29 protein-coding genes are annotated in these 24,143 nt (G+C 70.1%); 19 read left to right on the top strand and 10 right to left on the bottom strand.

From position 1 onward, the window contains the following. On the bottom strand, positions 1-240 hold a 240-nt coding region (locus tag VNN10_04125; protein ID HXH21194.1), incomplete at its 3' end, for a hypothetical protein. Positions 241-448: 208 nt separating this feature from the next. On the opposite strand from VNN10_04125, the gene argF reads away from it, so the two are divergent. The 9 genes from argF to VNN10_04170 all read left to right on the top strand — a co-directional run bounded on the left by argF (position 449) and on the right by VNN10_04170 (position 10,276). Next, a complete protein-coding gene (argF, locus tag VNN10_04130) occupies positions 449-1,375 on the top strand; it encodes an ornithine carbamoyltransferase (GenBank protein HXH21195.1) in 927 nt (308 codons plus the stop codon). A gap of 12 nt (positions 1,376-1,387) precedes the next feature. After that, positions 1,388-2,191, top strand: coding sequence for a diadenylate cyclase CdaA (gene cdaA / locus VNN10_04135; GenBank protein HXH21196.1), 804 nt, complete (start codon positions 1,388-1,390; stop codon positions 2,189-2,191). Between the two features lie 4 nt (positions 2,192-2,195). Beyond that, positions 2,196-3,422, top strand: coding sequence for a CdaR family protein (locus VNN10_04140; protein HXH21197.1), 1,227 nt, complete (start codon positions 2,196-2,198; stop codon positions 3,420-3,422). After that, complete coding sequence (gene der, locus VNN10_04145; GenBank protein HXH21198.1) at positions 3,419-4,783, top strand: ribosome biogenesis GTPase Der; 1,365 nt, start codon at positions 3,419-3,421, stop codon at positions 4,781-4,783. The genes VNN10_04140 and der overlap by 4 nt, the downstream gene beginning before the upstream one ends. A gap of 104 nt (positions 4,784-4,887) precedes the next feature. Further along, positions 4,888-5,541, top strand: a complete 654-nt coding sequence (gene plsY / locus VNN10_04150; GenBank protein ID HXH21199.1) for a glycerol-3-phosphate 1-O-acyltransferase PlsY — start codon at positions 4,888-4,890, stop codon at positions 5,539-5,541. 30 nt (positions 5,542-5,571) lie between these two features. Then, positions 5,572-6,567 carry an NAD(P)H-dependent glycerol-3-phosphate dehydrogenase gene (locus tag VNN10_04155; GenBank protein HXH21200.1) on the top strand — a complete coding sequence of 332 codons (996 nt, stop codon included), beginning with the start codon at positions 5,572-5,574 and terminating at the stop codon, positions 6,565-6,567. 126 nt (positions 6,568-6,693) lie between these two features. After that, positions 6,694-7,215 carry a PadR family transcriptional regulator gene (locus VNN10_04160; protein ID HXH21201.1) on the top strand — a complete coding sequence of 174 codons (522 nt, stop codon included), beginning with the start codon at positions 6,694-6,696 and terminating at the stop codon, positions 7,213-7,215. Next, the gene (locus VNN10_04165) at positions 7,212-7,955 is read left to right on the top strand and encodes an ABC transporter ATP-binding protein (GenBank protein ID HXH21202.1); all 744 of its coding nucleotides are present in this window, start codon (positions 7,212-7,214) and stop codon (positions 7,953-7,955) included. Before VNN10_04160 ends, VNN10_04165 begins: the two co-directional genes overlap by 4 nt. Further along, positions 7,952-10,276: an FtsX-like permease family protein gene (locus VNN10_04170; protein ID HXH21203.1), complete on the top strand. Its 2,325-nt coding sequence runs from the start codon at positions 7,952-7,954 to the stop codon at positions 10,274-10,276. Before VNN10_04165 ends, VNN10_04170 begins: the two co-directional genes overlap by 4 nt. Positions 10,277-10,351: 75 nt before the next feature. Here VNN10_04170 and VNN10_04175 read toward each other — a convergent pair whose 3' ends face one another. The 7 genes from VNN10_04175 to VNN10_04205 form a co-directional block, all read right to left on the bottom strand. Then, positions 10,352-10,711, bottom strand: a complete 360-nt coding sequence (locus tag VNN10_04175; GenBank protein HXH21204.1) for a hypothetical protein — start codon at positions 10,709-10,711, stop codon at positions 10,352-10,354. A gap of 194 nt (positions 10,712-10,905) precedes the next feature. Beyond that, positions 10,906-11,115, bottom strand: a complete 210-nt coding sequence (locus VNN10_04180) for a hypothetical protein (GenBank protein ID HXH21205.1) — start codon at positions 11,113-11,115, stop codon at positions 10,906-10,908. Between the two features lie 73 nt (positions 11,116-11,188). Then, entirely contained in the window at positions 11,189-11,617 is a 429-nt protein-coding gene (locus VNN10_04185) for a hypothetical protein (GenBank protein ID HXH21206.1), read from the bottom strand. A gap of 96 nt (positions 11,618-11,713) precedes the next feature. Further along, positions 11,714-12,310 (bottom strand): YdcF family protein, encoded by a 597-nt coding sequence (locus VNN10_04190; protein ID HXH21207.1) that lies wholly within the window; start codon positions 12,308-12,310, stop codon positions 11,714-11,716. Continuing rightward, entirely contained in the window at positions 12,307-12,777 is a 471-nt protein-coding gene (locus tag VNN10_04195; GenBank protein HXH21208.1) for a DUF309 domain-containing protein, read from the bottom strand. Before VNN10_04195 ends, VNN10_04190 begins: the two co-directional genes overlap by 4 nt. Continuing rightward, complete coding sequence (locus VNN10_04200; protein ID HXH21209.1) at positions 12,777-13,202, bottom strand: cyclic nucleotide-binding domain-containing protein; 426 nt, start codon at positions 13,200-13,202, stop codon at positions 12,777-12,779. The genes VNN10_04195 and VNN10_04200 overlap by 1 nt, the downstream gene beginning before the upstream one ends. 151 nt (positions 13,203-13,353) lie before the next feature. Beyond that, positions 13,354-13,560 carry a hypothetical protein gene (locus VNN10_04205; protein HXH21210.1) on the bottom strand — a complete coding sequence of 69 codons (207 nt, stop codon included), beginning with the start codon at positions 13,558-13,560 and terminating at the stop codon, positions 13,354-13,356. Positions 13,561-13,857: 297 nt separating this feature from the next. Between VNN10_04205 and VNN10_04210 the strand changes: the two genes are divergently transcribed. Continuing rightward, the gene (locus tag VNN10_04210) at positions 13,858-14,790 is read left to right on the top strand and encodes a sialidase family protein (protein ID HXH21211.1); all 933 of its coding nucleotides are present in this window, start codon (positions 13,858-13,860) and stop codon (positions 14,788-14,790) included. 59 nt (positions 14,791-14,849) lie between these two features. After that, entirely contained in the window at positions 14,850-16,148 is a 1,299-nt protein-coding gene (locus tag VNN10_04215) for a benzoate/H(+) symporter BenE family transporter (GenBank protein HXH21212.1), read from the top strand. Positions 16,149-16,212: 64 nt separating this feature from the next. Here the strand turns inward: VNN10_04215 and VNN10_04220 are convergent, their stop codons facing one another. Continuing rightward, positions 16,213-16,656 carry a TIGR03668 family PPOX class F420-dependent oxidoreductase gene (locus tag VNN10_04220; GenBank protein HXH21213.1) on the bottom strand — a complete coding sequence of 148 codons (444 nt, stop codon included), beginning with the start codon at positions 16,654-16,656 and terminating at the stop codon, positions 16,213-16,215. Then, entirely contained in the window at positions 16,632-16,817 is a 186-nt protein-coding gene (locus VNN10_04225) for a hypothetical protein (GenBank protein HXH21214.1), read from the bottom strand. Before VNN10_04225 ends, VNN10_04220 begins: the two co-directional genes overlap by 25 nt. 443 nt (positions 16,818-17,260) lie before the next feature. Between VNN10_04225 and VNN10_04230 the strand changes: the two genes are divergently transcribed. From VNN10_04230 to VNN10_04265, 8 genes are all read left to right on the top strand, one after another. Beyond that, positions 17,261-18,637: an FGGY-family carbohydrate kinase gene (locus tag VNN10_04230; GenBank protein HXH21215.1), complete on the top strand. Its 1,377-nt coding sequence runs from the start codon at positions 17,261-17,263 to the stop codon at positions 18,635-18,637. Beyond that, the gene (locus VNN10_04235; protein ID HXH21216.1) at positions 18,630-19,724 is read left to right on the top strand and encodes an amidohydrolase family protein; all 1,095 of its coding nucleotides are present in this window, start codon (positions 18,630-18,632) and stop codon (positions 19,722-19,724) included. The genes VNN10_04230 and VNN10_04235 overlap by 8 nt, the downstream gene beginning before the upstream one ends. Further along, complete coding sequence (locus VNN10_04240) at positions 19,721-20,803, top strand: beta-eliminating lyase-related protein (protein ID HXH21217.1); 1,083 nt, start codon at positions 19,721-19,723, stop codon at positions 20,801-20,803. Before VNN10_04235 ends, VNN10_04240 begins: the two co-directional genes overlap by 4 nt. A 124-nt stretch (positions 20,804-20,927) precedes the next feature. Next, positions 20,928-21,257 carry a rhodanese-like domain-containing protein gene (locus VNN10_04245; GenBank protein HXH21218.1) on the top strand — a complete coding sequence of 110 codons (330 nt, stop codon included), beginning with the start codon at positions 20,928-20,930 and terminating at the stop codon, positions 21,255-21,257. Between the two features lie 109 nt (positions 21,258-21,366). Further along, positions 21,367-22,032: an HAD family hydrolase gene (locus tag VNN10_04250; protein HXH21219.1), complete on the top strand. Its 666-nt coding sequence runs from the start codon at positions 21,367-21,369 to the stop codon at positions 22,030-22,032. Between the two features lie 62 nt (positions 22,033-22,094). Next, the gene (locus tag VNN10_04255) at positions 22,095-23,327 is read left to right on the top strand and encodes a serine hydrolase domain-containing protein (protein ID HXH21220.1); all 1,233 of its coding nucleotides are present in this window, start codon (positions 22,095-22,097) and stop codon (positions 23,325-23,327) included. Positions 23,328-23,332: 5 nt separating this feature from the next. Continuing rightward, a complete protein-coding gene (locus VNN10_04260) occupies positions 23,333-23,662 on the top strand; it encodes a MoaF N-terminal domain-containing protein (protein ID HXH21221.1) in 330 nt (109 codons plus the stop codon). A gap of 7 nt (positions 23,663-23,669) precedes the next feature. Further along, positions 23,670-24,131, top strand: coding sequence for a GNAT family N-acetyltransferase (locus tag VNN10_04265; protein HXH21222.1), 462 nt, complete (start codon positions 23,670-23,672; stop codon positions 24,129-24,131). Positions 24,132-24,143 lie beyond the last annotated feature (12 nt).

The raw sequence follows: 24,143 nt of genomic DNA on the forward strand, positions 1-24,143 counted from the left end.
CGCGGCGGCCAGCGCCTCCACCAGCCGGTCTCCTGCCCTGAGCTCATATACGCCGGGGCTGGCGACAGCCCCGGCGACGTGCACGCGGATCGGGCTGCCTTCGCTGACGCCGGCCGCGTACGAGAATTGAATGCCGTCCGGTTCGTCCCGGAGGAGCCAGCCGGCCGCGATCCCGGAGGCGGCGAGGAACAGCGCCAGGCCAAGCACGAGGAACTGGTGGCGTTCGAGCCAGTACAGCAAGGCGGCTCTCTCCGGGCACGGACAGCTTGAAGTCCTGCCGCGTGCGCGCTACGTTTACGAGTCTCCGGCAGTGTCCGTCAAGGGGAGCGAGAGTGCCGGTGCTATAATCGGTGAACCTACAGCGCTCCGGCCCGCCGCCCCGTTCGCGCTCCAACCGGACAAAGCCGCGAACGGCGAAGGCAATGGCCGTCGCAGACGGCTGGTGTCGATGAAGGGCCGCGACCTCCTTTCCATTAGCGACCTCAACCCGGACGAACTGGCGCACGTCCTGCAAACTGCGCTCTCGTTCAAGCGGGACGGCACGCCCCGGCTGCTGGCCGGCAGGACCGTCGCCATGCTCTTCGAGAAGCCGTCCTTGCGCACGCGGGTCAGCTTCGAGGTCGGCATGATGCAGCTCGGCGGCAGCGCCATCTACCTCTCACAGGCGGAGGTCGGCCTCGGGCAACGAGAGCCCGTGCACGACATCGCCCGCGTGCTCAGCCGCTACGTCTCCGCGATCATCGTCCGCACTTACTCGCACCAGGGCCTGGTGGACCTGGCGGCGGCCGCGGACGTCCCGGTGGTGAATGCGCTCTCCGACGACGAGCACCCCTGCCAGGCGCTCGCGGACCTCCTGACGATACGCGAGAAGAAGGGGCGGCTAGAGGGCATCCGCGTCGCCTTTGTCGGCGACGGCAACAACGTCTCGGCCTCCCTGGCCCTCGCCTGCGGCCTGGCCGGGATGAGCTTCGCCATCGCCTCGCCCGCGGGTTACGAGCTGCCGGCGGCGGTGGTCGATACGGCGCGCCTCTGGGCCAAGAAGACGGGCGGCGAAGTCCGGACCGTGGTCGCGCCCGAAGACGCCGTGCGAGACGCTGACGTCGTCTACACCGACGTGTGGACGTCGATGGGGCAGGAGTCGACGCGCAAGCAGCGCCTGGAGGCGTTCACGGGGTACCAGGTGGACAAAGAGCTGATGGGCCTGGCCAAGCGGGATGCGGTCTTCATGCACGACCTGCCGGCGCACCGCGGCGAGGAAGTCGCCGACGATGTAATCGAGGGGCCGCAGTCGGTAGTGTTCGACCAGGCCGAGAACCGCCTGCACGCGCAGAAGGCGCTGCTGGCGTTGATCATGGGGGACCTCCCCCCGCTCTAGGCGCGGGTCCTCATGGCCGACTTCATCGAAAACATCCGGGATGCCCTGGAGCGCCTCGACGCCGCCGCGGCGCTGGACATTTTCATCATCGCGGCGGTCATCTACGCCCTGCTCATGGCCCTGCGCGGCACGACGGCGATGACGCTCCTGCGTGGCGGTGTGGCCGTGGTCTGTCTGCTGGTGCTCTTCGGGCAGGTGCTGGACCTGAGCGTGGTGAACTTCATCCTCCGCAACTCGCTGCCCGGCCTGGTGGTGGGCCTGTTCGTGATCTTTCAGCCCGAGATCCGCCGCGCCCTCGAGAAGGCGGGCCGCACGTCCGTCAGGGCCTGGTTGTTCAGCAACGAGCGCTCCGAACAGACGGAAGCGATCGCCACGGCGGTAGCGGAGCTGTCCCGCCGCCGCCACGGCGCGATCATCGTCATCGAGCGGGGCACGGGCCTGGAAGAGGTCGTCGAGACGGGGATAAAGCTCGATGCCGCGATCTCGCACCAGTTGCTGGAAGGCATCTTCTTCCCGAACTCGCCGCTGCACGACAAGGCGGTGGTCGTGCGAGGTGACCGCGTCCTGGCGGCATGCTGCACCTTGCCCCTGGCGGAGAGCGCCGGCGCCGCGCGCTTGGGCACGCGTCATCGGGCGGCGCTTGGCATCACGGAGCGCACGGACGCCATCTCCATCGTCGTCTCGGAGGAGACGGGGGCGGTCTCGGTGGCCTCGGACGGGCGCCTGCTGCGCCTGCGCGACGAGACGCGCATCCGTCCTACACTGGAAGCGCTGATTACCGGGTCGCAGCCCTTGCGGCCCGCCCTTGTGAGCTGAACATATGCTGCCCCGCCTGATGCTCGAGTGGCGGCGGATCGCCACTCCCCTGGCCCTTGCCCTCGTCTCGCTGGTCGCGGCGGTGGCGCTCTGGATCGCTGTCACGGAAGCGGAGAACCCGAACGAAGTGCGGGTGTTCGGCGGCTCGATCGAGGTGCGGGCTGTAAACGTGCCCGACGGACGCGCCGTCGCCGTGATCCGCGACCCCGTGGTGAACCTGACGGTGAGTGCGCCTTCGGATGTGCTGGCGAAGCTCTCCGCAGCGGACTTCCGGGCGGAGGTCGACCTCGCGGGTGTGCTGGAGAACGTCTCGCAGCAGCGCGTGATAGCGCGGGTGACGGGAAACAAAGACGTCGACATAGTCGACGTTTCGCCGTCCGTAGTCACGGTGACTCTGGAGACCCTGACCACGAAGACGGTGCCGGTTCGGCCCAACACGGTTGGCAGCCCGCCCCAGGGGTACCGGGTGGAGGTCTCCGAGATCGAGGCTACGCCGGCGCAGGTGCGCGTAAGTGGCGCCGAGAGCCGCGTGAACTCCGTGGCCTACGTGGCCGCAGACGTGAACCTCACGGGCCTGCGCGTGCCGATCCGCCAGCGCTTCCAGCTGGTGCCGAAGGACGCGCGCGGCGCCGACGTGCGCGGCGTGACGGTTGAGCCCACGACCGCCGAGCTGCGCGTGAACGTCGAGCAGCAGGAGATCACGCTCGCGGTGTCGGTCGTCCCTTCGGCGCAGGGGGTCGTCGCGGACGGTTACAATCTGGCCGGGATACAGGCGGACCCGCCGGCGATAGCGGTCTCGGGGCCGCTGGAGTTGCTGCTCGGCCTGCCCAACATATCGACGGAGCCGGTCGACGTCACCGGGCTGCGCGCGGATGCCGCTCGAACCGTGCGTCTGCGGCTGCCCGCGGGCGTGCAGTCAACCCGCGACAGCGTGACCGTGCGGGTGAAGGTAGAGCCGGCGAAGGGCGAGTTCAGCCTCATCGTGGCGCTGCAACTGACGGGGGTGGGCGAAGGGCTGCGTCCTTTCCCCCAGACTCCGAACATCACGCTCAGGTTCGCTGGGGAGGTGCCGACCCTGCGCGCCCTGGGCTCGTCCAACGTGAGGGCGTCCGTGAACCTCGCGGGCCTGGGCGAAGGCGTCCACGTGCTGCGCCCCACGATCTCGGCGCCCGAGAACGTCCAGCTCATCTCGGTCGAGCCCGCGCAGGTCACGGTCTCCCTCCAGCGATGAGCGAGACAGAGGTCGCCCGCAAGCGCTGGCCGACGAGGAAGCCCGTCGTCGCCCTCGTGGGACGGCCGAACGTCGGGAAGTCCGCGCTGTTCAACCGCATGCTCGGCGAGCGGCGAGCGATCGTCGAGGACATTCCGGGGACGACGCGCGACCGCCTGGTCGGCGAGGTCGAGTGGCGGCGGAAGACGTTCGACCTGATCGACACGGGAGGGCTGGCGGAGCCCACGAGCATCGAAGGGTCGGGGGAGTACATGGACCGCATCCGCGAGCAGGTGGAGGCGGCGATCGCCGACGCCGACCTGCTCCTCTTCGTCGTGGACGCGAAGGCGGGGGTGACGGCCGCGGACCTCGAGGTCGCGGAGATGCTGCGCAAGTCCGGGCGCCCGACGCTCCTGATCGCAAACAAGGCTGACAACCAGCGGCGAGAGCTGGAGGCCACCGAGTTCTACGAACTGGGCCTCGGCGAGCCGCTGCCGACCAGCGCAACCAACGGCGCCGGCGTGGGCGAAGTGCTCGACATCATCGAGCAGACGCTGCCCCTTGTCCCGGAGGCCGAAGACGAGACGAAGACAATCCGCGTGGCCATCGTGGGCCGGCCCAACGTCGGCAAGTCGGCGCTCCTGAACGCGATCCTCGGCCAGGAGCGCGTGATCGTCAGCGAGATCGCAGGCACGACGCGCGACGCCATCGATACGCCGTTCGAGTTCGCGGGCCGGAGCCTGACGCTGATCGACACGGCGGGCATAAGGCGGCCCGGCCGGATCGAGGGGTCGATCGAGCACTACAGCGTCGTCCGGGCGCGGGAGGCGCTGGCCCGCGCGGACGTCGCCGTGTGCGTCTTCGACGCATCGGTGGGGCTGCGGGCGCAGGACATGCACATCATTGGCATGGCGATGGAGGCGTACACCGGCCTCGTGGTCTGCGCGAACAAGTGGGACCTCCTGGAAGGCAAGCTGGACAAGCAGAGCTTCCTCCGGAGGGTCAGCGGCCGCCTGCGCTTCGCTACTTGGGCGCCGATCGTTGCCGTCTCGGCTTTGAAGAGGGAGGGACTCGAGGACCTGCTGCGCGAAGTGCTCGCCGCGGCGGAACAGAGGGCCCGGCGAGTGCCGACGAGCGAGCTCAACGCCTACCTGCGGCGAGCCATGGCGCGCAGGCCGCCGCCGGCCAAGGGCAAGCGGCGGCTGAGGTTGCTCTATGTCACCCAGCCGGAGATCGAGCCGCCGACCTTCGTGCTCTTCGTCAACGACGCCGAGCTTGCCCCGGCCGCCTACCGCCGCTATCTTGAGAACTCGCTCCGGGCCGTCTACGGTTTCCGGGGCGCCGGCATACGCTTAGTCTTCCGCAGCCGCGGCGAGGGGTGAGAAGTGGCTTACTGGCTAGTCGGCTCGAGCGGCCGTCAGCGAGTCGGCCAGAGACTGGCGACCAGGTCCCGTCCCACCGCCTATGCCAGGTGGCCGGCTAGCGGATGAGCGACCCTCCCATGGAAATCCTTGCTGCTGCCATCTGCGGGTACCTCCTGGGCTCCATACCCGTGGGGCTGATCGTCACCCGCCTGCTGCAGGGCGTCGACGTGCGCGACTACGGCAGCGGCAAGACCGGATTCACGAACACGCTGCGAGTGCTGGGCCTGCGCCGGTCGCTGCCGGTGTTCGTCGGTGACTTCTCGAAGGGACTGGCCGCGGCGCTCCTGCCACTCCTCTACACGGACGACCCCTGGGCGCGGGCGGGCGCGGGGCTGGCCGCCGTGGCCGGGCACGTCTGGCCCGTGTTCGCCGGCTTCCGAGGCGGGCGCGGTGTGCTGACCGGGGCTGGCGTGCTTGTTGCCCTGAACCCGCTGGCCTGCCTGCCAGCCGTCCCGGCTGCCCTGGCGGTGATGCTCACGACGCGCTTCATGTCCCTCACCTCGATCACGGGCGCGGCCGCGGCCGCGGCCGCGTTCGTGCTTTTCGCGGCCTTCGGCCTGCACGACTGGGCCTACGCCTTCACCGCCGCAGCCGGCGGCGCGGCCATCATCGCTCTGCACCACGACAACATCCGGCGGCTGCTGGCCGGCAGCGAGCCGAAGATCGGGCAGGGTGGCACGCGCCGGTCGCCGGCGCGCGACGGGTCGGCGGCTTGAAGGCGCTCATCCTTCCGAAGGACTGACGGGTTGGCTACGGTCCGGGCGGCGGTTATCGGGACCGGCGCCTGGGGCACGACCCTCGCCGTGCTCCTCGCCGCCAACGGGCACGAGGTCCGCCTCATATGCCGCACCGGCGAAGAAGCGCGAAGGCTGGAGGAGGACCGCGAGAACCGGCGCTTCCGTCCCGGCCTCCGCTTCCCGCCGAACCTCATCGTCGAAGACAGCTGGTCCGCGTCGCGGGGCTCCGACCTCGTCCTGCTGGCGGTCCCGGCGGCGAGCCTGCGGACGAACCTCGAGGCCGCGATGCCCTTCATCAAGCGGGACATGACCGTGCTCAGTGCGGTCAAGGGCATCGAAGCCGGCTCGGGCATGACCATGTCCCAGGTGATCGCGTCCCGTGGCCTCGACCCAGGGCAGGTCTGCGTGCTCTCCGGGCCGAACCTCTCCGAGGAGATCGCGGCCGGCAAGCCGGCGGCGACGGTCATCGCCGGCGCGGACGCCGCGCGGCGCCAGGCGGCGCAGGCGGCGTTCACGAGCGAGCGCTTCCGGGTCTACACCAGCGATGACGTCGTCGGCGTCGAGCTTGGCGGCGCCCTCAAGAACATCGTCGCGATTGCCAGCGGGATCTCGGACGGTCTCGGCAGCGGGCAGAACGCAAAGGCAGCGCTGATGACGCGCGCGCTCGCCGAAATCACGCGCCTGGGCGTGGCCTGTGGCGCCCGGGCGACGACGTTCCTCGGCCTATCGGGCATCGGCGACCTCATCGCGAGCTGCGAAAGCGACCTCTCGCGCAACCGGCGCCTCGGGCTGGCGCTGGCAGCCGGCCAGACCCTGGAGCAGGCGCAAGCCGGGATCGACGGGGTGATCGAGGGAGTCGGGACAACCCGGGCGGCCCTCGTCCTGGCCCGCGCGAAGGGCGTCGAGATGCCGATCACCGAGCAGCTGCACGCCGTGCTGTTCGAGGGGAAGTCGCCGCTGGAGGCGATGACGGACCTGATGCGGCGGGCGCCGCGAGAGGAGTAAGGGGCGGCGGACGCCGGAGGCTTCGCGGCCGGCGGCCGCGGGGCAGGGACCCCTACCCGGTCCCCGGGACCCCTTGACACCTGCGCCGCGGCATATATACTCCGTATACATACTGAGTATGTAACCATGAAGTACGCGCTTCTCGCATTGCTGGCACAGGGCCCGGCGCACGGCTACGAGCTCAAGCAGAGCTTCGAGAGCCGATTCGGCGCCGTGTGGCCGCCCGTGAACATCGGCCAGGTGTACTCCACGCTGCAGCGGCTAGAGCGGGACCACCTGGTGCGCGGCAGGGAAGTCGAGCAGGCGGGCCGGCCGCCGAAGCACGTCTTCGAGATAACGGAAGCGGGGCTGGCCGCGCTCAGCGAGTGGCTCCGGGAGACGAGCACCGGGGCGCGCATCCGGGACGAGTTCTTCATGAAGCTGGTGCTCGCCGGCATGGCCGGTATCGAGGACCCCATGCTGCTGATCCAGCGCCAGCGGGAGCGCTTTCTGCAGGAGCTCAGGGCGCTAAACGAGGTCGCGATTAGCCTGGGAGGCGCGCAGAAGGTAGCATCGCTGCTCGTCGAGGGGGCTTCGCTGCACATCCAGGCCGACCTCAAGTGGTTGGACCTCTGGGAAGACAGCATTCGGGAGGGGGTAACGCTATGACGGAGATCCTCAGGGCGGTCGGGCTGACCAAGACCTACGAGAGCGACGGCGCCCGGGTGCAGGCCCTGCGCGGCGTCGACTTTGCCGTCGAAGCAGGCGAATTCGTCGCCATCATGGGCCCGAGCGGCTGTGGGAAGTCGACCCTCCTGCACCTGCTGGGAGGCCTCGACCGCCCGACCTCGGGCGAGATCTACCTCGCCGGCCGGAGGGTCGACTCGCTGGGCGAAGCCGCCTGGGCGATCATCCGCCGGCGGCAAGTCGGATACATGTTCCAGTCGTTCAACCTGGTTACCAACATGTCGGCTGCGGACAACATCGAGCTTCCGGCCCTCATGGCGGGCGCCTCGCCTTCGGAGGCACGGCGACGGCGGTCGGAACTGATGGTCCAGCTCGGCATCAGCGAGCAGTCAGAGCTGCCGCCGGGGAGGATGTCCGGCGGCCAGCAGCAGCGCGTGGCGTTGGCCCGGGCGTTGATCAACCGGCCCGACCTCCTCCTGGCCGACGAGCCCACGGGCAACCTCGACTCCCAGAGCGCGCGCGAGGTCATGACCGTCCTGCGCGAGTGCAACCAGCGCGGCCAGACGGTGGTGCTGGTGACGCACGACCCGAGCGTCGCCAGCGTCGCCGACCGAGTGGTGCGCATGCGTGACGGCCTCGTGATCGGCGAGACGCGCATCGAGGCGCTGGAGCCGGCGGAGAGTGTCGTGCGCTCCCTGGTGGAGTTGGGGGTGCAGTCATGATGCGGGCGGTGTGGCGAAAGGCGCTCAGGGACATTCGCAGCCGGCGCCTTCAGACCCTGCTGCTGGTCGCGGTGGTCGCGGCCGCCGCGGCCACGCTATCGCTGGCCCTGAACGTGCGGGCGAGCGCGGCGCGCCCCGCCGACCGCCTGCGCGAGGCCAGTAACGGGGCCGACGCCTGGATCGCGGTGCTGCAGGCCCGCAGCGATCCGGCCGCGGCCCTGCGCGCCACTCCGGGCGTGGTCGAGGTCTCGGAGGCGGTCCCTATCTCATGGACCAACTACGGCATCCGCAACGGCGACAAGAAGCAGCAGGTCGCCCTGGTCGGCATGGGCCCGGAACTGCCGGCCTTCGACCACCCGGTCGTCAGCGGCGGGCGCTGGCTGGCCGCCGGCGGGACAGACGAGATCGTGATCGACCGGGGCGCGGCGCGCCGCCTGGGACTGCGCGCCGGCCAGCGGATCGACCTCCTGACGCCGGCGGGCCCGCAGCCGTTCACGATCGCCGGCTTCGCGGCGCCGACAGGCCGAGCCCCGGCGCCGATCAACGATCCGGCGTTCGCCTTTGTGCTACCGGAGACGCTGCGGCGCCTCGAGCCGGAGGCCGTCTTCGGCTCATCGCCGGACCACGTCCTGCGTTACGGTGTGCGCCTCCAGGACCCGGGCGCATACATCGCCTTTTTCGAAGCCGCGGGCCGCCGCGTCGGACCCTTTAACGGCAGGACATGGGCGGACGTGCGCGAGAACATCGGCGAGGCTAACGACTTCGACGTCGTCTTCCTCAACGTGTTCAGCGTCTTCGCGCTCCTCTCCGCCGGGCTGATCATCGCCAACGCTGTCGGCGGGCAGGTGCTCTCCCAGACCCGGGACATTGGCATCCTTAAGGCCATTGGCTTCACGCCCGGCCAGGTCACCATGACTCTCCTCATCCAGAACCTGGCCCTGAGCCTCGCCGGCGGCGTTATCGGCGTGGCCGCGGGCCTCATGGTGGCGCCCTTTTTCCTGGAACGCACCGCGGACGTGCTCGGCGTACCGGCAAGCGCGGCGTTCGACCCCGTGGTGCTGGCCGTCACCCTGGCCGCGGTCTGCCTGATCGTCACCCTGTTCACCCTGCTGCCGGCCTGGCGGGCCGGCCGCGTTTCGGCAATCGCTGCTCTCACGGGCGGCAACGATGCCCGTGAGGCAAGGCCGTCCCGGCTCGCGCGAGCCGCTGCCCGTCTCGGCCTGCCCCGCGTCGCCGTCGCCGGCGTGAAGGACCTCTCGCGCCGGCCGCTCCGGGCGGTCATGATGGCGGGCGCCATCGCGCTTGCCGTGGTCACCACGACCTTCAGTCTCGGTATCGAGGCGACGTTCGACGCCACCATGTCGGACCTAACCGTAATCGGCGGCCCTCCCGCCGACGTCGCAGCGGACCGGGACACCTTCAACGATGCCGAGGCGCGCCGCATCCTCTCGTCTCACCCGGACGTGCAGAGCTACCTCGTCGCCTATAACTACGGTGGCGTGGCGGCGAACGATGGCTTCGACCTCAGGGGCTACGAGGGCGACCTGAACAACCCGCGCTGGGCCATACGCGAGGGGAGGATGCCCGCCGCTGCCGGTGAGGCGGCGGCAAGCACGCGTTTGGCCGACCGTTATCGACTGAAGGTCGGCGACCAGTTCGAGTTCCACGCGGCCACGGCCCAGGGACCGGTCCGCACCACGGTCAGGATCGTGGGCACCCTGGTCTTCGCGGAAGGCGCATCCCTCTTCGTGACGCGCGAGACGTTGCCACCTCAATTCGAGCCGACGGATTACCTGATCCGGACGAAGCCGGGCACCGATGACGCGCGCTTCGCCCGGGACCTCATCGACGCCTCCGGCGGCTACCTCGACCCGGAGGTGCTGGACGAGACGCTTGCTGACATAAGGAACCAGTTCCGCTCGGTGCTCATCGGCCTGAACGGCGTCCTCTTCGGCATCGCCGGCTTGAACCTGCTCTCGAGCATGCTGCTCGGCATCCGCGAGCGCCGGCGCGACTTCGCGATCCTCAAGACCATCGGTTTCACGCCCGGGCAGGTGGCGGCGTCGGTGCTCTGCGGCAGCGTTGCACTGGCCTGCGCGGCCCTGGTGGTCGGCCTGCCGCTGGGCCTGCTCGCCACGAGTGTCATATTCGACCTGCTTTCGAGCGCCGCCGGCATCGGGGCAAGCGTGGGCCGCATGCCGGGAGCGCTCTGGCTGGCGCCGCTCGTACCCGGCGCCATCATCCTTGCCGGACTGGGCACCGCGATCCCGGCCCGGCAGGCCGCCGGCGTGCAGGTGGCAGAGACCCTGCGGTACGAGTAAAGGGAAATGGGACGAGGACGAGGGGAGTAAGGCAGGAAGGCCACGCCGTGCTCCCCCGCTTCTTGTCCCTGCCCCCTAGTCCTGGGCTGCCAGGTGTATGAACAGCGAGACCCGGTCCTTCCCGTCGAGGGCGCGGCTCTTATGGCCCTTGCCGGTGGTGTCCTCGGCGAGGAAGACGCTGCCGGCCTCGAAGCGGCGCACTTCGCCGTCGCTGACCTCGATCTCGACGCCGCCCGTAAGGTTCACGACGAACTGGCGCCGTGGCGCGCAGTGGAAGTCCAGGTCGTAATCAGGCCTGGTGTAGCGGAACTGCAAGCCGGTGACCCTGAAGACCTCCGAAAGGTCACTCGAGCGGCCGTTGTCTGTCATGGGCACTTCGACGTCCTCGAAGTGAGACTCGCCGTCGGGCGTGGCGTACATGCGCGTGTACCGCATCTGTCCTCCCTCTTTGCTCCGCCCTTCCCGGCCCGGTGGGAGAGGAGCGGCGCCGTGTGGTGTCGAGATGATACGAGGCGGCGGCCGAGGAGTGGCCGCGGCTATCCCGGCGGTGCAAGGGAATGCCGGGACCCCGCGCTCCGGACACGGTGACCTCGTCTCCGGGGGCGTTGGAGCGCCGGGGCTGGCGGCCGTCAGGCGCCCCGAGGCCTGGGCCGGCCGCGGAGCACGCGGCCGGGGAGCGTCACGATGCCCCGGACCAGCTCCAGGACGCCGTCGACGGCGATGCCGAGGAGCCGCAGGGGCAACAGCAACAGCCACACGATCGGGTAGAGGATGATCGCGATTATGGCGATCGGCCAGCAGAGGACGAGGAGTATGAGCCAGAGGAGGAAAGCGACCAGCACAGCGTGCGCATGCTAGCACGCCGGCATGAGGAGGTCGTGAGAGTGGCCCGCGGCCCCGTACAGGCGGGGATCAGGCGCTGTCAACCACCGCCCTTATCTGCCGGGCGTGGTCGCGGAAGTGGTCGGCGTTGGCCCGGATCATCGCCGCCACGGTGAAGCCGCGCTGGTTTCTCATCTCCAGGTCCTTCTCCGTGACGTACTTCAGGCGCCCGTCGGCGATGGCTGACGCCTGCTCCAGGCCGAGGAGGGCGTCGGCGGCGGTGGCATACGACGCCTGGAGCCGGTCGAGGCCCGGGTAGCCGCAGGCGATGCAGACGGCGCTGGCGTAGGCGACGTCCGCGGCCACGCAGTGCTCGGCGGCCTGACGGGGCGACCACGCGGCTTCGCCCTCGGCGGAGTCCGGGCGCCGCTCCCATACGGCGGCGGCAGCGCGGACGGCGTCCGCGAAGTCCGCCCTGGCGGCGGCAAGGTCGGCTCGCAGTTCATCGGGTGTTGGCATGGGCGGCTCCTCCGGTCAGGCAGAGCGCAGCGTACAGAGTGCATCCGGTAAAGAACAGCGTGGCGGCCCGGGCTCCGTGATGAGTGGAGTTCGCGCTTAGAGCAGCGCGGCCTCGACCTCCCGCGTCGCCTCGGGATCATCGACGTACCCGGGGTGGCGGGTGAAGAGCAGGTCCGCGATGGCGTCGTGGTCGCCGTCGGCGATGCCCTCGAGGGCCCCCTGGATCTGGCGGAGCAGGCGGCGGTTGCGCTCCAGGCCCTCGGCCAGGCTTCCAACGGCCGCGGCCGGGCGCATCTCGAGGTCGTACTCCGGCCCGAGGACGCGCGTAAAGAGCCACAGTGCCCGCTCGTTGTGCTCCTCGGTCGTGACGACGCAAAGCCGGCGCCAGTCGAGCGGCATGAGGAAGCGCACCTTGGTGAAGTAGGCGTTGCTCAGCGTGTCCGTTGACTCGTACTCCAGGAGGAAGGCCTGCGGCGGCACACCAAGGGAGGCGGCGTAGTCCCGCATGACCTCGGCCTCGGTGCGCTGGGGCGGCGAATGCCGGAGCTTGAAGCTCCAGCGGCCGGACATGATCAGGCAGTCCGCGAGACCCGCGCGATAAAGCTCGACGCCCTTGCGGACACGGGCCTGCATGACGGGGTCGTCTTCGCGGGCGCTATGTCCCAGGACTACGATGCAGTCGAAGCGGCTCACGGGCGAATGAGCGGAAACTCCACGGGCGGAAGCTCGCCGCGGACCTGGCGCCTGTCCTCGATGGACGCGGCGATGGCGAGGGTCGCGGCGGCCAATGCCTCGACGTCGATGCCGCGGTGGCGGGGGCGGTACGGGGCGATGCGCTCGACGGCGCGTGTCATCAACATGCGCGCCCCGTGCGGGTTGCCGCGAAGGTAGTGGGTGAACCCCGCCCCCAGCTGGGCCAGCCCGTGGAAGAACTCCTCGTCCTGGGTGCCCTTGAGCTGTCTCCAGGCGGACTCCCAGGCCTCGTGCGCAGGGAAGAAGCGGCGGGCATTGAAATGCTGGACGCCGAGGCGGTGGTTCTCCTCGGGCGGAAGGTGGTCGTAGTCCTCCATGTGGAGGCGGTTTTCGGAGCCCCAGGGCAGCGGGCGGCCGAGCTCATCGCGAGGGCGTTCTCTTCTCTGCGGCGGCGCGGCGCGCTCCATCAAGCCCTCGGGCGGATCATGTTGATGCGACGGGCGAGGCGCGTGGCCAGCACGGCAGCCGAGTTCGGGTCCTTTCGCAACTCGGCGTCGAGGGCTGACTTCTCGAGGATGAGGCACTCGGAGGCCTCGCGGGCCCGGACCGTAGCCGTCCGGTGGCCCTCGCGCAGGAGGGCCATCTCGCCGAAGAAGCGGCCGGGACCGAGCGTGGCGGCGACGAATTCACCGGCGGCGCCTTCGCTGCGCAGCACCTCCAGCGAGCCGCTGGTGACCACGAAGAAGGCCGTCGCCGCGTCGCCCTGGCGCACGACCACGTCTCCAGCCGCATAGGTCTCGAGCCGCGCGGAGGCTGCCAGGCGGCGCACGAACTCCCGGGGGAAGTCCGCGAAGATGTCGACGGACGAGAGCACTTGCTCGCAGTCAGTCACGCCAGGCCTCCAGGCCAATCCTATAGAGCGGAGGCCGGCCTGACCAGCCTGCCCTGCGTCCGTACCGAAGATCGAGCGGCCGGCATGCGGCGTCGGCAGCGCGACAGGACGGCCACCCCCGCGTGCTGGCTGCGATGCGACCCTGGAGGGCCTATTCCTTCTTGCGCTGCTTCAGAGGGATCGCGCTCACCTCGGCGAGGTAATCGAGGATGGCCTGCCGCGGCACCATGACCTTCCAGCCATCGCGGATGACCGCGATCTTACCCTCCTCGATCAGGCGGTCCATCTGGGCGGGCGTGAGGCCCATGGCCTTGCGGGCCTCTTCGACGGTGAACTCGATGCGCTTTCCTGGGAGCATGTCAGCCTGAGTATAGAGCAGACGCGGACGGCCGGAGAACAAGGCGCGCGGCCACCAAACGGCCGTAAGATCGGGCCGGATGTCTGAGTCGAATCCGAGCCGGCTGACTCCGAACAGGATGGGGCGGGACGAGCGTCGCGCGGCCCCGGCAGGCGAGGCGGGCGCCGACGCCCTCGGCCATGGCCCCGTAGACTTCGGGCGCCGGATACGGCCCGGCCCGGCGGGGCCGCGCCCTGTGGAGGCGCGACCGGGGATGGGCCGGCCCCGGGTCGCGCTGGCCGCCGCGCGGCGCCGCCAATGATCAAGCGCTTCATCTTCGAGTCGGCGCCGTTTGCAAGCTGCCACGCTTCGACTATCGTCGAGACGGCGCCGGGGGAGTTCCTGGCGGCGTGGTTCGGCGGCTCAGGCGAGGGAGCGGCGGACGTTGCGATCTGGGGCGCCTCGTTCTCGGGCGGGCGCTGGTCGCCGCCTGAGGTGCTGGCTGACGAACCCGAGGCGCCGTGCTGGAACCCGGTGCTGTTCGCGACGCGCGACGGCCGCGTCCACCTCTATTACAAGGCAGGCCTGAGCCCGCAGTCCTGGTCTGGCTTCTTCCGCGTACGCAGCACAGACGGCTCCTGGTCTGAGCCCGAGATGCTCCCCGCGGGCCTGCTCGGCCCGGCGAAGAACAAGCCGCTTCTCCTTTCGTCCGGGCGCATAGTCGCCGGCACCTCCGTGGAGAGCTATCGCGCCTGGGCGGCGTGGGTGGAGCTCTCCGACGACGGCGGGCGGACGTGGCGGCGGCGCGGGCCGATTGCGGCGCCCGGCGAACCGCGAGGAGTGATCCAGCCGGCGATTTTCGAGACGTCATCCGGCGACCTGCGGATGCTCCTGCGCTCGGCCCGCATCGGCCGCATCTGCGAGGCGCGCTCGAGCGACAGGGGCGAGACATGGACGGCCGCGGCGCCAACGGCCCTGGCGAACCCTAACAGCGGCATCGATGCCGTCCGCCTTCAGGACGGACGCGTCATCCTCTGCCACAACCCCCTCGAGCGTGGCCGGACGCCCCTCGTGCTCTCGGTCTCGGAGGACGACGGCGACACGTGGCGCGAGGCGGTGCAACTGGAGTCCGGGCCCGGCGAGTACTCGTATCCGGCGGTGGTGCAGGCGTCTGACGGCGAGATCCACGTCACCTATACGTGGCGGCGGGAGCGCATTGGCCATGCGGTCCTGGCGCCCGAGGACCTGTAGCGGCCCCCCGCCCTGGCCCGCAGGTTGACGGCCCAGCGCGGCACAGACATCATGCGGCAATGGCCAGCGTAGCCGCTCCTGCCGAGCCGCGGCCGCGGCCCAGCCTTCGCGACCTCAATTCTGCCGCGGTCTGGGCCGGGATAACCACGTTCATTTTCTTCGTCTTCGGGGCGCTGACGGTCCAGATATCGGTCGTGCAGCAGTTCGGGATATCGGAGGACCAGCAGTCCAGCTGGATCACGATTACCTGGCTGACCTCCGGGCTCGTCACCCTGCCGGTCTGCCTCTATTACCGCCAGCCCATCTCCATCGGTTGGACGCTGCCCGGACTGCTGTACATCGGCAGCCTTGCCGACAGGTTCACGCTGGGCGAGGTTGCCCTCGCCAGCGCCATCGCTGGGCTGGCGATCGTGGCGATAGGACTGGCCGGCTACGGGAGCCGCATCATCCACCTGATACCGATGCCTGTACTGATGGCGATGTTCGCCGCGAGCATCGTCCAGTACGTGACGGGCATGGTCGAGTCGACGGTGGGCGACACGCTCATCGCCGCGCCGATGGTGGCGGCCTACATCGCAGGACGCGTCCTGGCGAACCCTCGCGTGCCGCCCGTCGGACTGGCCGTGATTGCCGGCGCTGTCGCCATCGTGGCCCTGGGCGAGGTAGGGAGTCTCGAAGTCCATTCCGGCCTGCCGCACCTCGAAGTGGTGGACTTCGCCTTTAGCCCGGAGGCATTGCTCAGCGTCACGCTTCCCATGGTGGTACTGGTGTTGGGCCTCGGGAACGTCCAGAGCCTCGGCTTCATGATCTCGGAGGGCTACAGGCCGCCCCTGAACCTGGTGACGGGCATCATCGGCGGCATGACCGTCGTGAACGCGATGTTCGGCGGACACCCGGCAGCGATGGCCCGCACCGGTACGGCGATGGTCTCCGGCCGCGACGCCGGGCCGTTCGACTCCCGGTACTGGGCGGCCTTCGTCGCCTTTGTGCCGGTGCTCGGCGTGGCGCTGGCCACCGGCCTGGTCGTGGCCCTGATCTCGATCCTGCCGCCGGCGTATGTCCTGACCATGGCCGGCCTGGCAATCCTTGCCGCCTTTCAGGACTCACTGGAGAGGGCCTTCACCGGGTCGCTTCGGTTCGGCGCCGTGGTGGCCTTCGCGGTCACCATGAGCAGCTTCGAGGTCGAGGGCATTCCCTCGGCGTTCTGGGCGCTCATCGCGGGCATTGGCGCTTCCTTCCTGTTGGAGCGCCAGGAGTTGTTCCGTTACTGGAAGCAAGTGTTCTCCGCGCCCCATTCGCCCCTGGACCACGTCGTGGAGTCGATGGAGATCCGCCGCTGGGAGACGGAGACGGCCTGACGCCGCCCGCGTTGCCGCGACAGGCGGCTGGATGGCGGTGAGTGGAAGTCCGGGACGGAGACGGCTACGACGATAAGTCGCCCCAGGCCGTCACCCGCGCTACTTCGATACGGATGACCGGCCGCGATTCGAGGGACATCGAGCGGTACTGGGGGTACTTGTCGCGCAGGGCCGCTACGGCGGCAGCGTGCTCCTCGCCGCCCTCGATGAGCGACGCTGTGCCGGAGAGCTGCACGAACCCGAGGCGGCGCCAATCCTCGTCGTAGCGGTCGACCACCAGCTGTACTCTGGGGTTTGCGAGCAGGTTCCGGACGCGCCGAAGCTCCCGTGGCTGCACGGACTTGGCTTTCTCGTCGAGAGCGATGTAGACCCGGTCGCCTGCGAGTGCGAAGCACACGGGCACGACGTGGGGCGCGCCGTTGGGTGCGGCGGTGGCCAGATGGCCGATGCGCGCCCCGAGCACGAAGCTCCTTGCGGCGGCCTTCAGGTCCAAGATTCCGAACGCCACGAGGCGTCAGCTTCGAGGTCTGGCGTCCCGGCCGAGCGATGGGTCACGGGAGAGCGCAGCTTCGCTGGAGTGAGCCTCCCGAGGGACGCGCGCATGGCGCTCTCCTCGCGCGAGGCCCCGTAGGTGCAGCCGAACAGGATGCGGATCACGGACGGGTCCATGCGCCGATTATGCATCACGCCTGGGCGGTGCCCGCGGGGAAATCCGGGGGCGTGGGTGGTGAGAGGGAGGCCGCGGGCGCAGCGGTGCTGCGCACATGCGCCGGGGCGGCGAACGGGCGTGGGTGGTGAGAGGGAGGCCGCGGGCGCAGCGGTGTGCGCACATACACCGGCAATACGGAGCGTGGGTGATGAGAGGGAGGGAGCGGGCGCAGCAGTGCTGCGCCCCTACGCCCGGGGGCACGTGGGCGTGGGTGGTGAGAGGGAGGCCGCGGGCGCAGCGGTGCTGCGCCCCTACGCCGGATGGCCGGCGGCCCGCGTGGTGGGGGGAGAGAGAGAGGTGGCGGGCGCAGCGGTGTGCGCACATACGCCGGCCAATACGGGGGCGTGGGTGGCGTGAGCAGGTGAACCGCGGCCGGGCGATGCGCTAGTATCCGAAGCCAGCTATGGCGCTCCTCGGTATCGATATCGGTTCGACGGCGATGAAGGCGGCGGCGTTCGACGAGGGCGGCCGCCAGGTGGGCGCGGTGCGCCTGGAGTACCGGAAGCCGGTCCAGGGCGCCGACGACTGGTGGCGGTTCGCGGCGCGGGCGGTGCGGCTACTGCTGCGAGGCCACGACGGGCTGGGGCCGAGGGTCCGTGCTGTCGGCCTCTCCGGAAGGGGAGGCACGCGGGTGTTCCTGGACCGCGGCGGCCGGCCGGTGCCGGTGCCGGCCAGTCTGACGCCTTCGCCCGAGGCCCAGCAGCGCGTGATCGAGCTCGCCGGGTCGCGGCGGGGAGGCCACGGCATCCGCTTCCTTGCCTCGCTCCTGCAGTTCCGCCAGGAGCAGCCACATGAGTGGCCGCGCGTTGCGCGAGCGATGGTGGCGAAGGACTACGTGGTCTTCCAGCTCACGGGCTATGCCGTGACCGACCCAGCCTCCAGCCTGGACGTGGAGGACTGGCCGCCCGCGGTCAGGACGGCGCCGGAGTTCGAGGGCGTGCTGCTGCCTGAAGTGCGCTGGCCGTGGCAGGCGGCAGGCCGCCTCCGCACTCCAGTCGCGGCGGCGCTGGGCCTGCCGCCCGGGATACCGGTCGCCACCGGCGCTCACGACGGGGTGGCGGCGGCTGTCGGCGCCGGCGCCGCCTTCGAGGGCGCCCATCCGGTGACGCTGGGCACGAACGCGGTCTACCGCATCCTCAGCAACGATGTCGCTGGCGCGAAGAGCCGGTTCTGGACGGTGCTGCCCGGCCTGACAGCCTACGGCGCCGACGTCACGCTCGGCGGCTACGCGGCCGACTGGATCGCCGGCCTTCTTGGGGGTAGTCACGAACGGCTCTCAGGGGAGGCGTCCCGTGTACCACCCGGGTCGGAGGGCGTGGTGTTCCTGCCCCAGATGGGCGGCCGCATCCTGCCGGAGCCGAACCCGGGCGCGGCCGGCGCGTTCGCCGGCCTCCGTCGCGGGACGCGGCCCGCCCACATGTACAGGGCCGTCCTCGAAGGGAACGCCTTCGCGCTCAGGGCCGCGCGAGAGGCGCTACTCGGCCAGGGACTGCCGGACGGGGACATCTACCTGACGGGCGGCGGTAGCCGCAGCCCGCTCTGGCGGGCGATACTCGCGGGGACGTTCGCCAGGCCGGTCCGCTGGACCGGCGTCGAGGAGGGCTGCCGTGGCGGCGCCATCTTCGCAGGAGTGGCGGCCGGGACCTGGCGCGATGTGCCCGAGGCCGTCAGGGCGATGACGGGAAAACCACACGTCCTCGAGCCTGGCGACGACATCGCCGCGTACGACGCGGCGTACGAGCGCTTCGTCCGCGTCCGCAGGGCACTCGACCATGCCTGAGCCGTCCGACCTGGTGCTGCGCCGGTGCCGTCGCCTCGATGAGGCGGGGCTCGTGGACATCGCCGTGCGTGACGGACATGTGGAGTGCATCGGCCGCGGCCTGTCCGGAGGCAGGCAAGAGGTCGACCTCGGCGGCGCGTTCGTCTCTGCCGCCTGGGTCGACTGCCACGCTCATGTTGCCTCGGAGGTAACTCCCGGACGCATCGACCCGCTCACCTACGGGCCCGCTCAAGGCGTTGGAGCGCTCATCGACGCTGGCTCGGCTCCGCCCCGTCGCATGGGGGAGCTGCTGGCGACGCGGCCCTGGGTCTACGCCCTGGCGAATGTCGATAGCAGGGGGATAAGGGGCGAAGGGCTGCAGCCGGAGATAAGCGGAGCAGCGGCCGACGAGGCGCTCGGGCGCTACCCGGGACGGGTCGTCGGGCTCAAGGTGCAGGCGAGCCAGTCCGTCCTCGGAGAGCTCGCGCCGAAGGCGATCGAGAACGCGATCAAGGTAGCGGAGAGGCACGGCGTGCCGGTAATGGTCCATGTCGGGAACCCGCCGCCGGCACTGGAGGTGGTCTGCGACCTGCTGCGCGCGGGAGACGTCATCACGCACTATGCCCATGGCAAGCCGGAGGGGGCTACGCTGGCGGATGGCCGGCCGCTCCCGGCGCTGCGCCGCGCTTACGAGCGGGGAGTGCTGCTGGACGTGGGGCACGGCCGTTCGAGCTTCTCGTTCCGCAGGTTCCGTCAGCTGCTCGAGGCGGGCATCAGGCCCAGCACGATATCGACGGACCTGCACGCTTCCAGCGCCAGGTCTCCGGTCGTCAGCCTGGCGAGGACGATGTCGAAGCTGATCGAACTCGGGCTCCCTCCGGTAGAGGCCCTGGACAAGGTTACCGCGGCCCCGGCCCGGGCCTTCGCGCTGCAAGGCTACGGTGAGCTGAAAGAAGGCGGCCCAGCAAGTCTCACGGCCTTCGTCCTGGAGGAGCGGGAGGTCATGACCGAAGACTCCCTGGGCGAGATGCTTGCTTGCAAGCTGTGGGTCCGGCCCATCGGCTGCCTGGCCGGTGGCGAGTGGTTCGAGGCGACGACGCCGCCATGAGGCGCGTCGTCAACGCCGCCGGCCACCTGAGCGCGCTGGGCGGGAGCGTCCTGTCGCCGGCCGTGCGGGCGGCGATGGACGACGCCGCGACACGTTACGTGGACGTGCGCGCGCTCGCGGCGGAGGCCGAAGCGGAGATCGCGCGGCTTTGCGGCGCCGAGAGCGCTTACGTGACTGCCGGCGCAGCGGCGGGCATCGCGATAGCTGTCGCCGGCTGCGTCACGCGGGGCGACGCGGCGCTCGCGCGGCAGGTGCCGTCCGTGGACACGCCATGGCGGGAGGTCGTGGTGCAGGCCGGCCACCTCATCGACTTCGGCGCGACCGTCGAGCAGATGGTGGCCCTCGGCGGCGGCGTCGTAAGGCCGGTGGGGACGAGAGAGGCCGTGACGCCGCGGGATCTGGAGGCGGCGCTCGGAGAGCGCAGCGCCTGCCTGCTCTGGGTGCAGTCGCACCACACGCGGGAGAATACGTCTCTCCCCCTCCAGACCTGCCTCGAGGCGGCGCGAAGGCGGGCCGTGCCCTTCGTGATGGACTGCGCCGCCGAGGAGGACCTGCAGGCCTACACGGCGCTCGGGGCCGACCTCGTGCTCTATTCGGGCACGAAGGCGATCGGCGCGCCGGTGAGCGGCATAATCGCCGGGCGCGAGCCGTTCGTGAGCTGGTGCCGGGCGCAGAGCAGGGGTATCGCCCGGGCGATGAAGGTCGGGAAGGAGCAGATAGCGGGGCTCATGGCAGCCCTGCGCGAGTACGCGGCACGCGACCCGCAGGCCGAAGCGAAGCGACAGGAGCGGCTCCTTGCGGCACTGGGAGATGGCCTGCGGGACCTGCCCGGCATCGACCTCCTGCTGGTCGAGGACGAAGCTGGCCGGCCCATCCGGCGGCTGGCGCTGCGGACGAGCCCTGAGTCGGCGCGGGCGCTGGCGCAAGCGCTGGCGGCCGGCGACCCCGCGGTCTACACACGCCCCCACCGGCTGGAGGAGGGGCTGGTCCAGTTCGACCCCCGCTGCCTGTCCGAAGCTGACGTCGCAGCGGTGGTCGCGGCCGTCCGGCAGGCGTGGTCCGGCGGAGGCCCCGCTTAGACGCCATGGCCCCGCGGCCGTGGCCGGGCCGGGAGGGCGTGCAGGCGAATTCGAGCCGCGGGTCGCTTGATATAATCGCGATGGACGCGACCGCGTTCCCGCGTCCGGAGGTGTACCCGCAGCAATGGCCACGAAGGACCCTAGAGAGCCCTTCACCCGGCTGAGCGTCCAGGAAGCCAAAGAGAAAATCGACAATGGCGCCCAGGTCATCGACGTACGCACGCCGGGCGAGTACGTCGGCGGCCATGTCCCCGGCGCCATCAATATCCCCCACATGTCCATCCTCGCCCAGAAGGACAAGCTCGCAAAGGACCGCGAGCTTGTCTTCATCTGCCAGGTCGGCCAGCGCAGCGCCCTGGCCTGCGAGTTTGCCGCCGCTGCCGGCTTCCGCGACCTGTACAACGTCGAGGGCGGCACCGAGGCCTGGATAAAGGCCGGCTACCCGACCGAGTGAGCCCGGCGCAAACATCCGCGCACCCGCGTCTCCGAGCGTGGCGGAGCGCATGGCCTTGCTCTGAGCCTTACGGGTCGCCCGGGCTGCGTGCCCGGGGGCGGTCCTGCCCTTGAGCCGGCGTCTCTACCTCTTCGACATCGACGGTACGCTCCTGAACTCGGGCGGGGCCGGCAGCCGGGCGATGCGGCGCGCCTTCAGTTCCCTCTGGGGCGTGGAAGATGGCTTCACGGGCATCGAATTCTCGGGCCGGACGGACCGGGTCATCCTCCGGGACGCGTGGGCCGCGCATGTCGAACCCTTGCGCCCGTTCGAGGAAGACCTCCAGCGCTTCAAACGCGCGTACTTCCGCCGGTTGCGTTCGACGCTCGAGGAGTGCGAGGGCGCGGTCCTGCCCGGCGTGGTGGAGACGCTGGCGGCGCTTGCCGATGACCCTCAGGCGACGGTCGCCCTGGGGACGGGGAACTTCCGCCGCGGGGCGGAGTTGAAGCTGACCTATTACGGCATCTGGGACTACTTCTGCGGCGGCGGCTTCGGCGACCGCGCGGAGCGGCGGGAGGACATGATCGCCGAGGCGCTGCGGGCCTGCCGGCCCTATGGCCGATTCGACACGGTGTTCGTTATCGGCGATACGGTGCACGACATGACATGCGCGAAAGCCCACGGCGCCGTCGCGGTCGGCGTAACGACCGGTCCCTGCGACGCCGCCGCGCTCGAGGCCGCGGGCGCCGACATCGTCCTCGATTCCCTGGTAGGCGCTGCCCGCGAGTTGCGGTGACTCGGGCGCCCCGGCGCCAGCCTCCCCTAGAATAGGCGCAACTTTCTCGCCCGGAGGTTTCAATGAGCACCTGGCGTCTCGACCCCGAGGTGAACCCTGAGAGCGTCGGCGTCGACTCCTCGACGCTCGACGAGATGGCCTCGCGCTTCGAGGCCGAGGTCGAGAAGGGGGAGTTGTTCGGCGGCGCCCAGATGGCGATGTACCGTCGCGGCAAGAAGGTCCTCGATGTCGGGGGAGGCATCGCCCGCCGGCGCACGGGCATGGAGGTGCGCCCGGACACCATGTTCGTCATCTTCAGTTCGACGAAGGGCCTGGCGGCGCTGGCAATGCTCATGCTCTATGAGCGCATGAAGTTCCATTACGACGAGCCGGTGGTGAAGTACTGGCCGGAGTTCGCCAGCCAGGTGCCGCAAAAGGCGTCGGTCACGGTCCGCCAGGTCATGGGCCACCGAGGGGGCTTCCCGAACGGGCCATCGTGGCTGACGGCGCGATACTGGCCGGACCGCGAGGCCATCCGGCGGGCGATGGTGGAGGTGCCGTTGGTCTGGACGCCCGGCGAGAAGAACGGCTATCACGCGATGAACTTCGGCCATGTCGTGAATGAGCTGATCGAGCGCATCGACGGGCGGGACTGCGGCCGGTTCCTTGCGGAGGAGGTGTTTGCGCCCCTGGGCGTCCGGGACCTGTACCTGGGGCTGCCGGCGGAGGAGGCGCTCGAAGAGCGCGTCGCCTGGGTCGAGAACGCCCAGCAGCCCCTAACGGCCGGTGAGGCGACCGGCGTTGCCAGCAGCGGCAGCGGCCCGAGCATCAGCGGCGGGATGCCACTGACTGCGCCCCGGGACGATGCGCACGCGGAGACGCCGGAGTTGTCCGAGCCCTTCAACAGGCCGGCGATCTGGCGGTCGGTCTTGCCGGCGGCGTCCGGCATCGGGACAGCGAGAGACCTGGCGAAGGTCTACGCCGCGCTCGCGCTCGGCGGCGAGATGGACGGCGTGAAGCTGGTGTCCGAGGAAGGGCTGCGCCACTGCACGACCCCGACCACCCGCCCGGGTGAGGTCGACCAGACGATCCGCCTGCCCATGCGTTGGGGGACGGGCTGGCATATGGGAGGCTACGGCAAGGGCGGCAGCATCCGGACCTTCGGCCACGGCGGCCGCGGCGGCCAGGTCGGCTTCGCCGACCCGGATCGGCAGTTGGCCTTTGGCTTCGTGACGACCGGCCAGCTGAAGGCTGTCGAGTACACGCAGTGGCGGGTGGACTTGCAGTCCCTCGCCTTCGAGGCCTGCCGGGATTAGGCACCATGGGCGATGCGGACGCGATTGGGCTTCGCGGCAAGCGTCTGCATATCCGCTACGACGGAGGCATCGAACTGCTGGCGGAGTACGGCGGGTCGAACGAACTGGCCTGGAAGGCGCTCGCCGGCCCGGCCGCGGGCGCCCAAGGCCGCGAGGTCTACGAGTGGTACGAGGCGGCGCCGGGAGTGTTCTTTGTGGCCTGGCTCGAGCGCACAGGCACGACAGTGAGCCAGATACTGGACCTGCAGCGCGGGGAAGTAGCGGCCTACGTCACGTTCGAGACGCCGGGCGGCCGCCAGGCCGTGTTCATGCGGGGCTCTGTCCGGGAGGCCTGACGGCGCCGTGTCCTCTCTCCTCATCCGAGACGCGACCGCGGCCGACCTGCCTCGCGTGGTGGAACTGCTGCAGCAGATGTCCCTCGACGAGCCTCGCGAGAGCCCGGGCCCGCCTCTGCCGCGCTCCTACTACGATGCCCTTGCCGCGATCGAGAGGGACGCGAACCATCGACTGCTGGTGCTGTGCGAGGGGGAGAGCGTGCTCGCGACGGCCTCGTTTTTCGTCGTGCCTAACATCTCTTACGGGGGCCGGCCGCACGCGATCATCGAGAACGTCGTCGTCGACGCTGCCGAGCGCGGGCACGGCGTCGGCGCGGCACTCGTGCGGCACTGCATCGAGCTCGCGAGAGAGGCCGGCTGCACGCGCCTGTCGCTGAGCACTGACGCCCGCCGCGCCGACGCCCACCGCTTCTACGAACGGCTTGGCTTCGTGGCATCGCACAGGGGCTATCGGCTGAAGCTGGCCTGAGGAGGGCAGGCG

It is taken from the genome of Dehalococcoidia bacterium, from assembly GCA_035574915.1.
Classification (GTDB): Bacteria; Chloroflexota; Dehalococcoidia; order DSTF01; family WHTK01; genus DATLYJ01.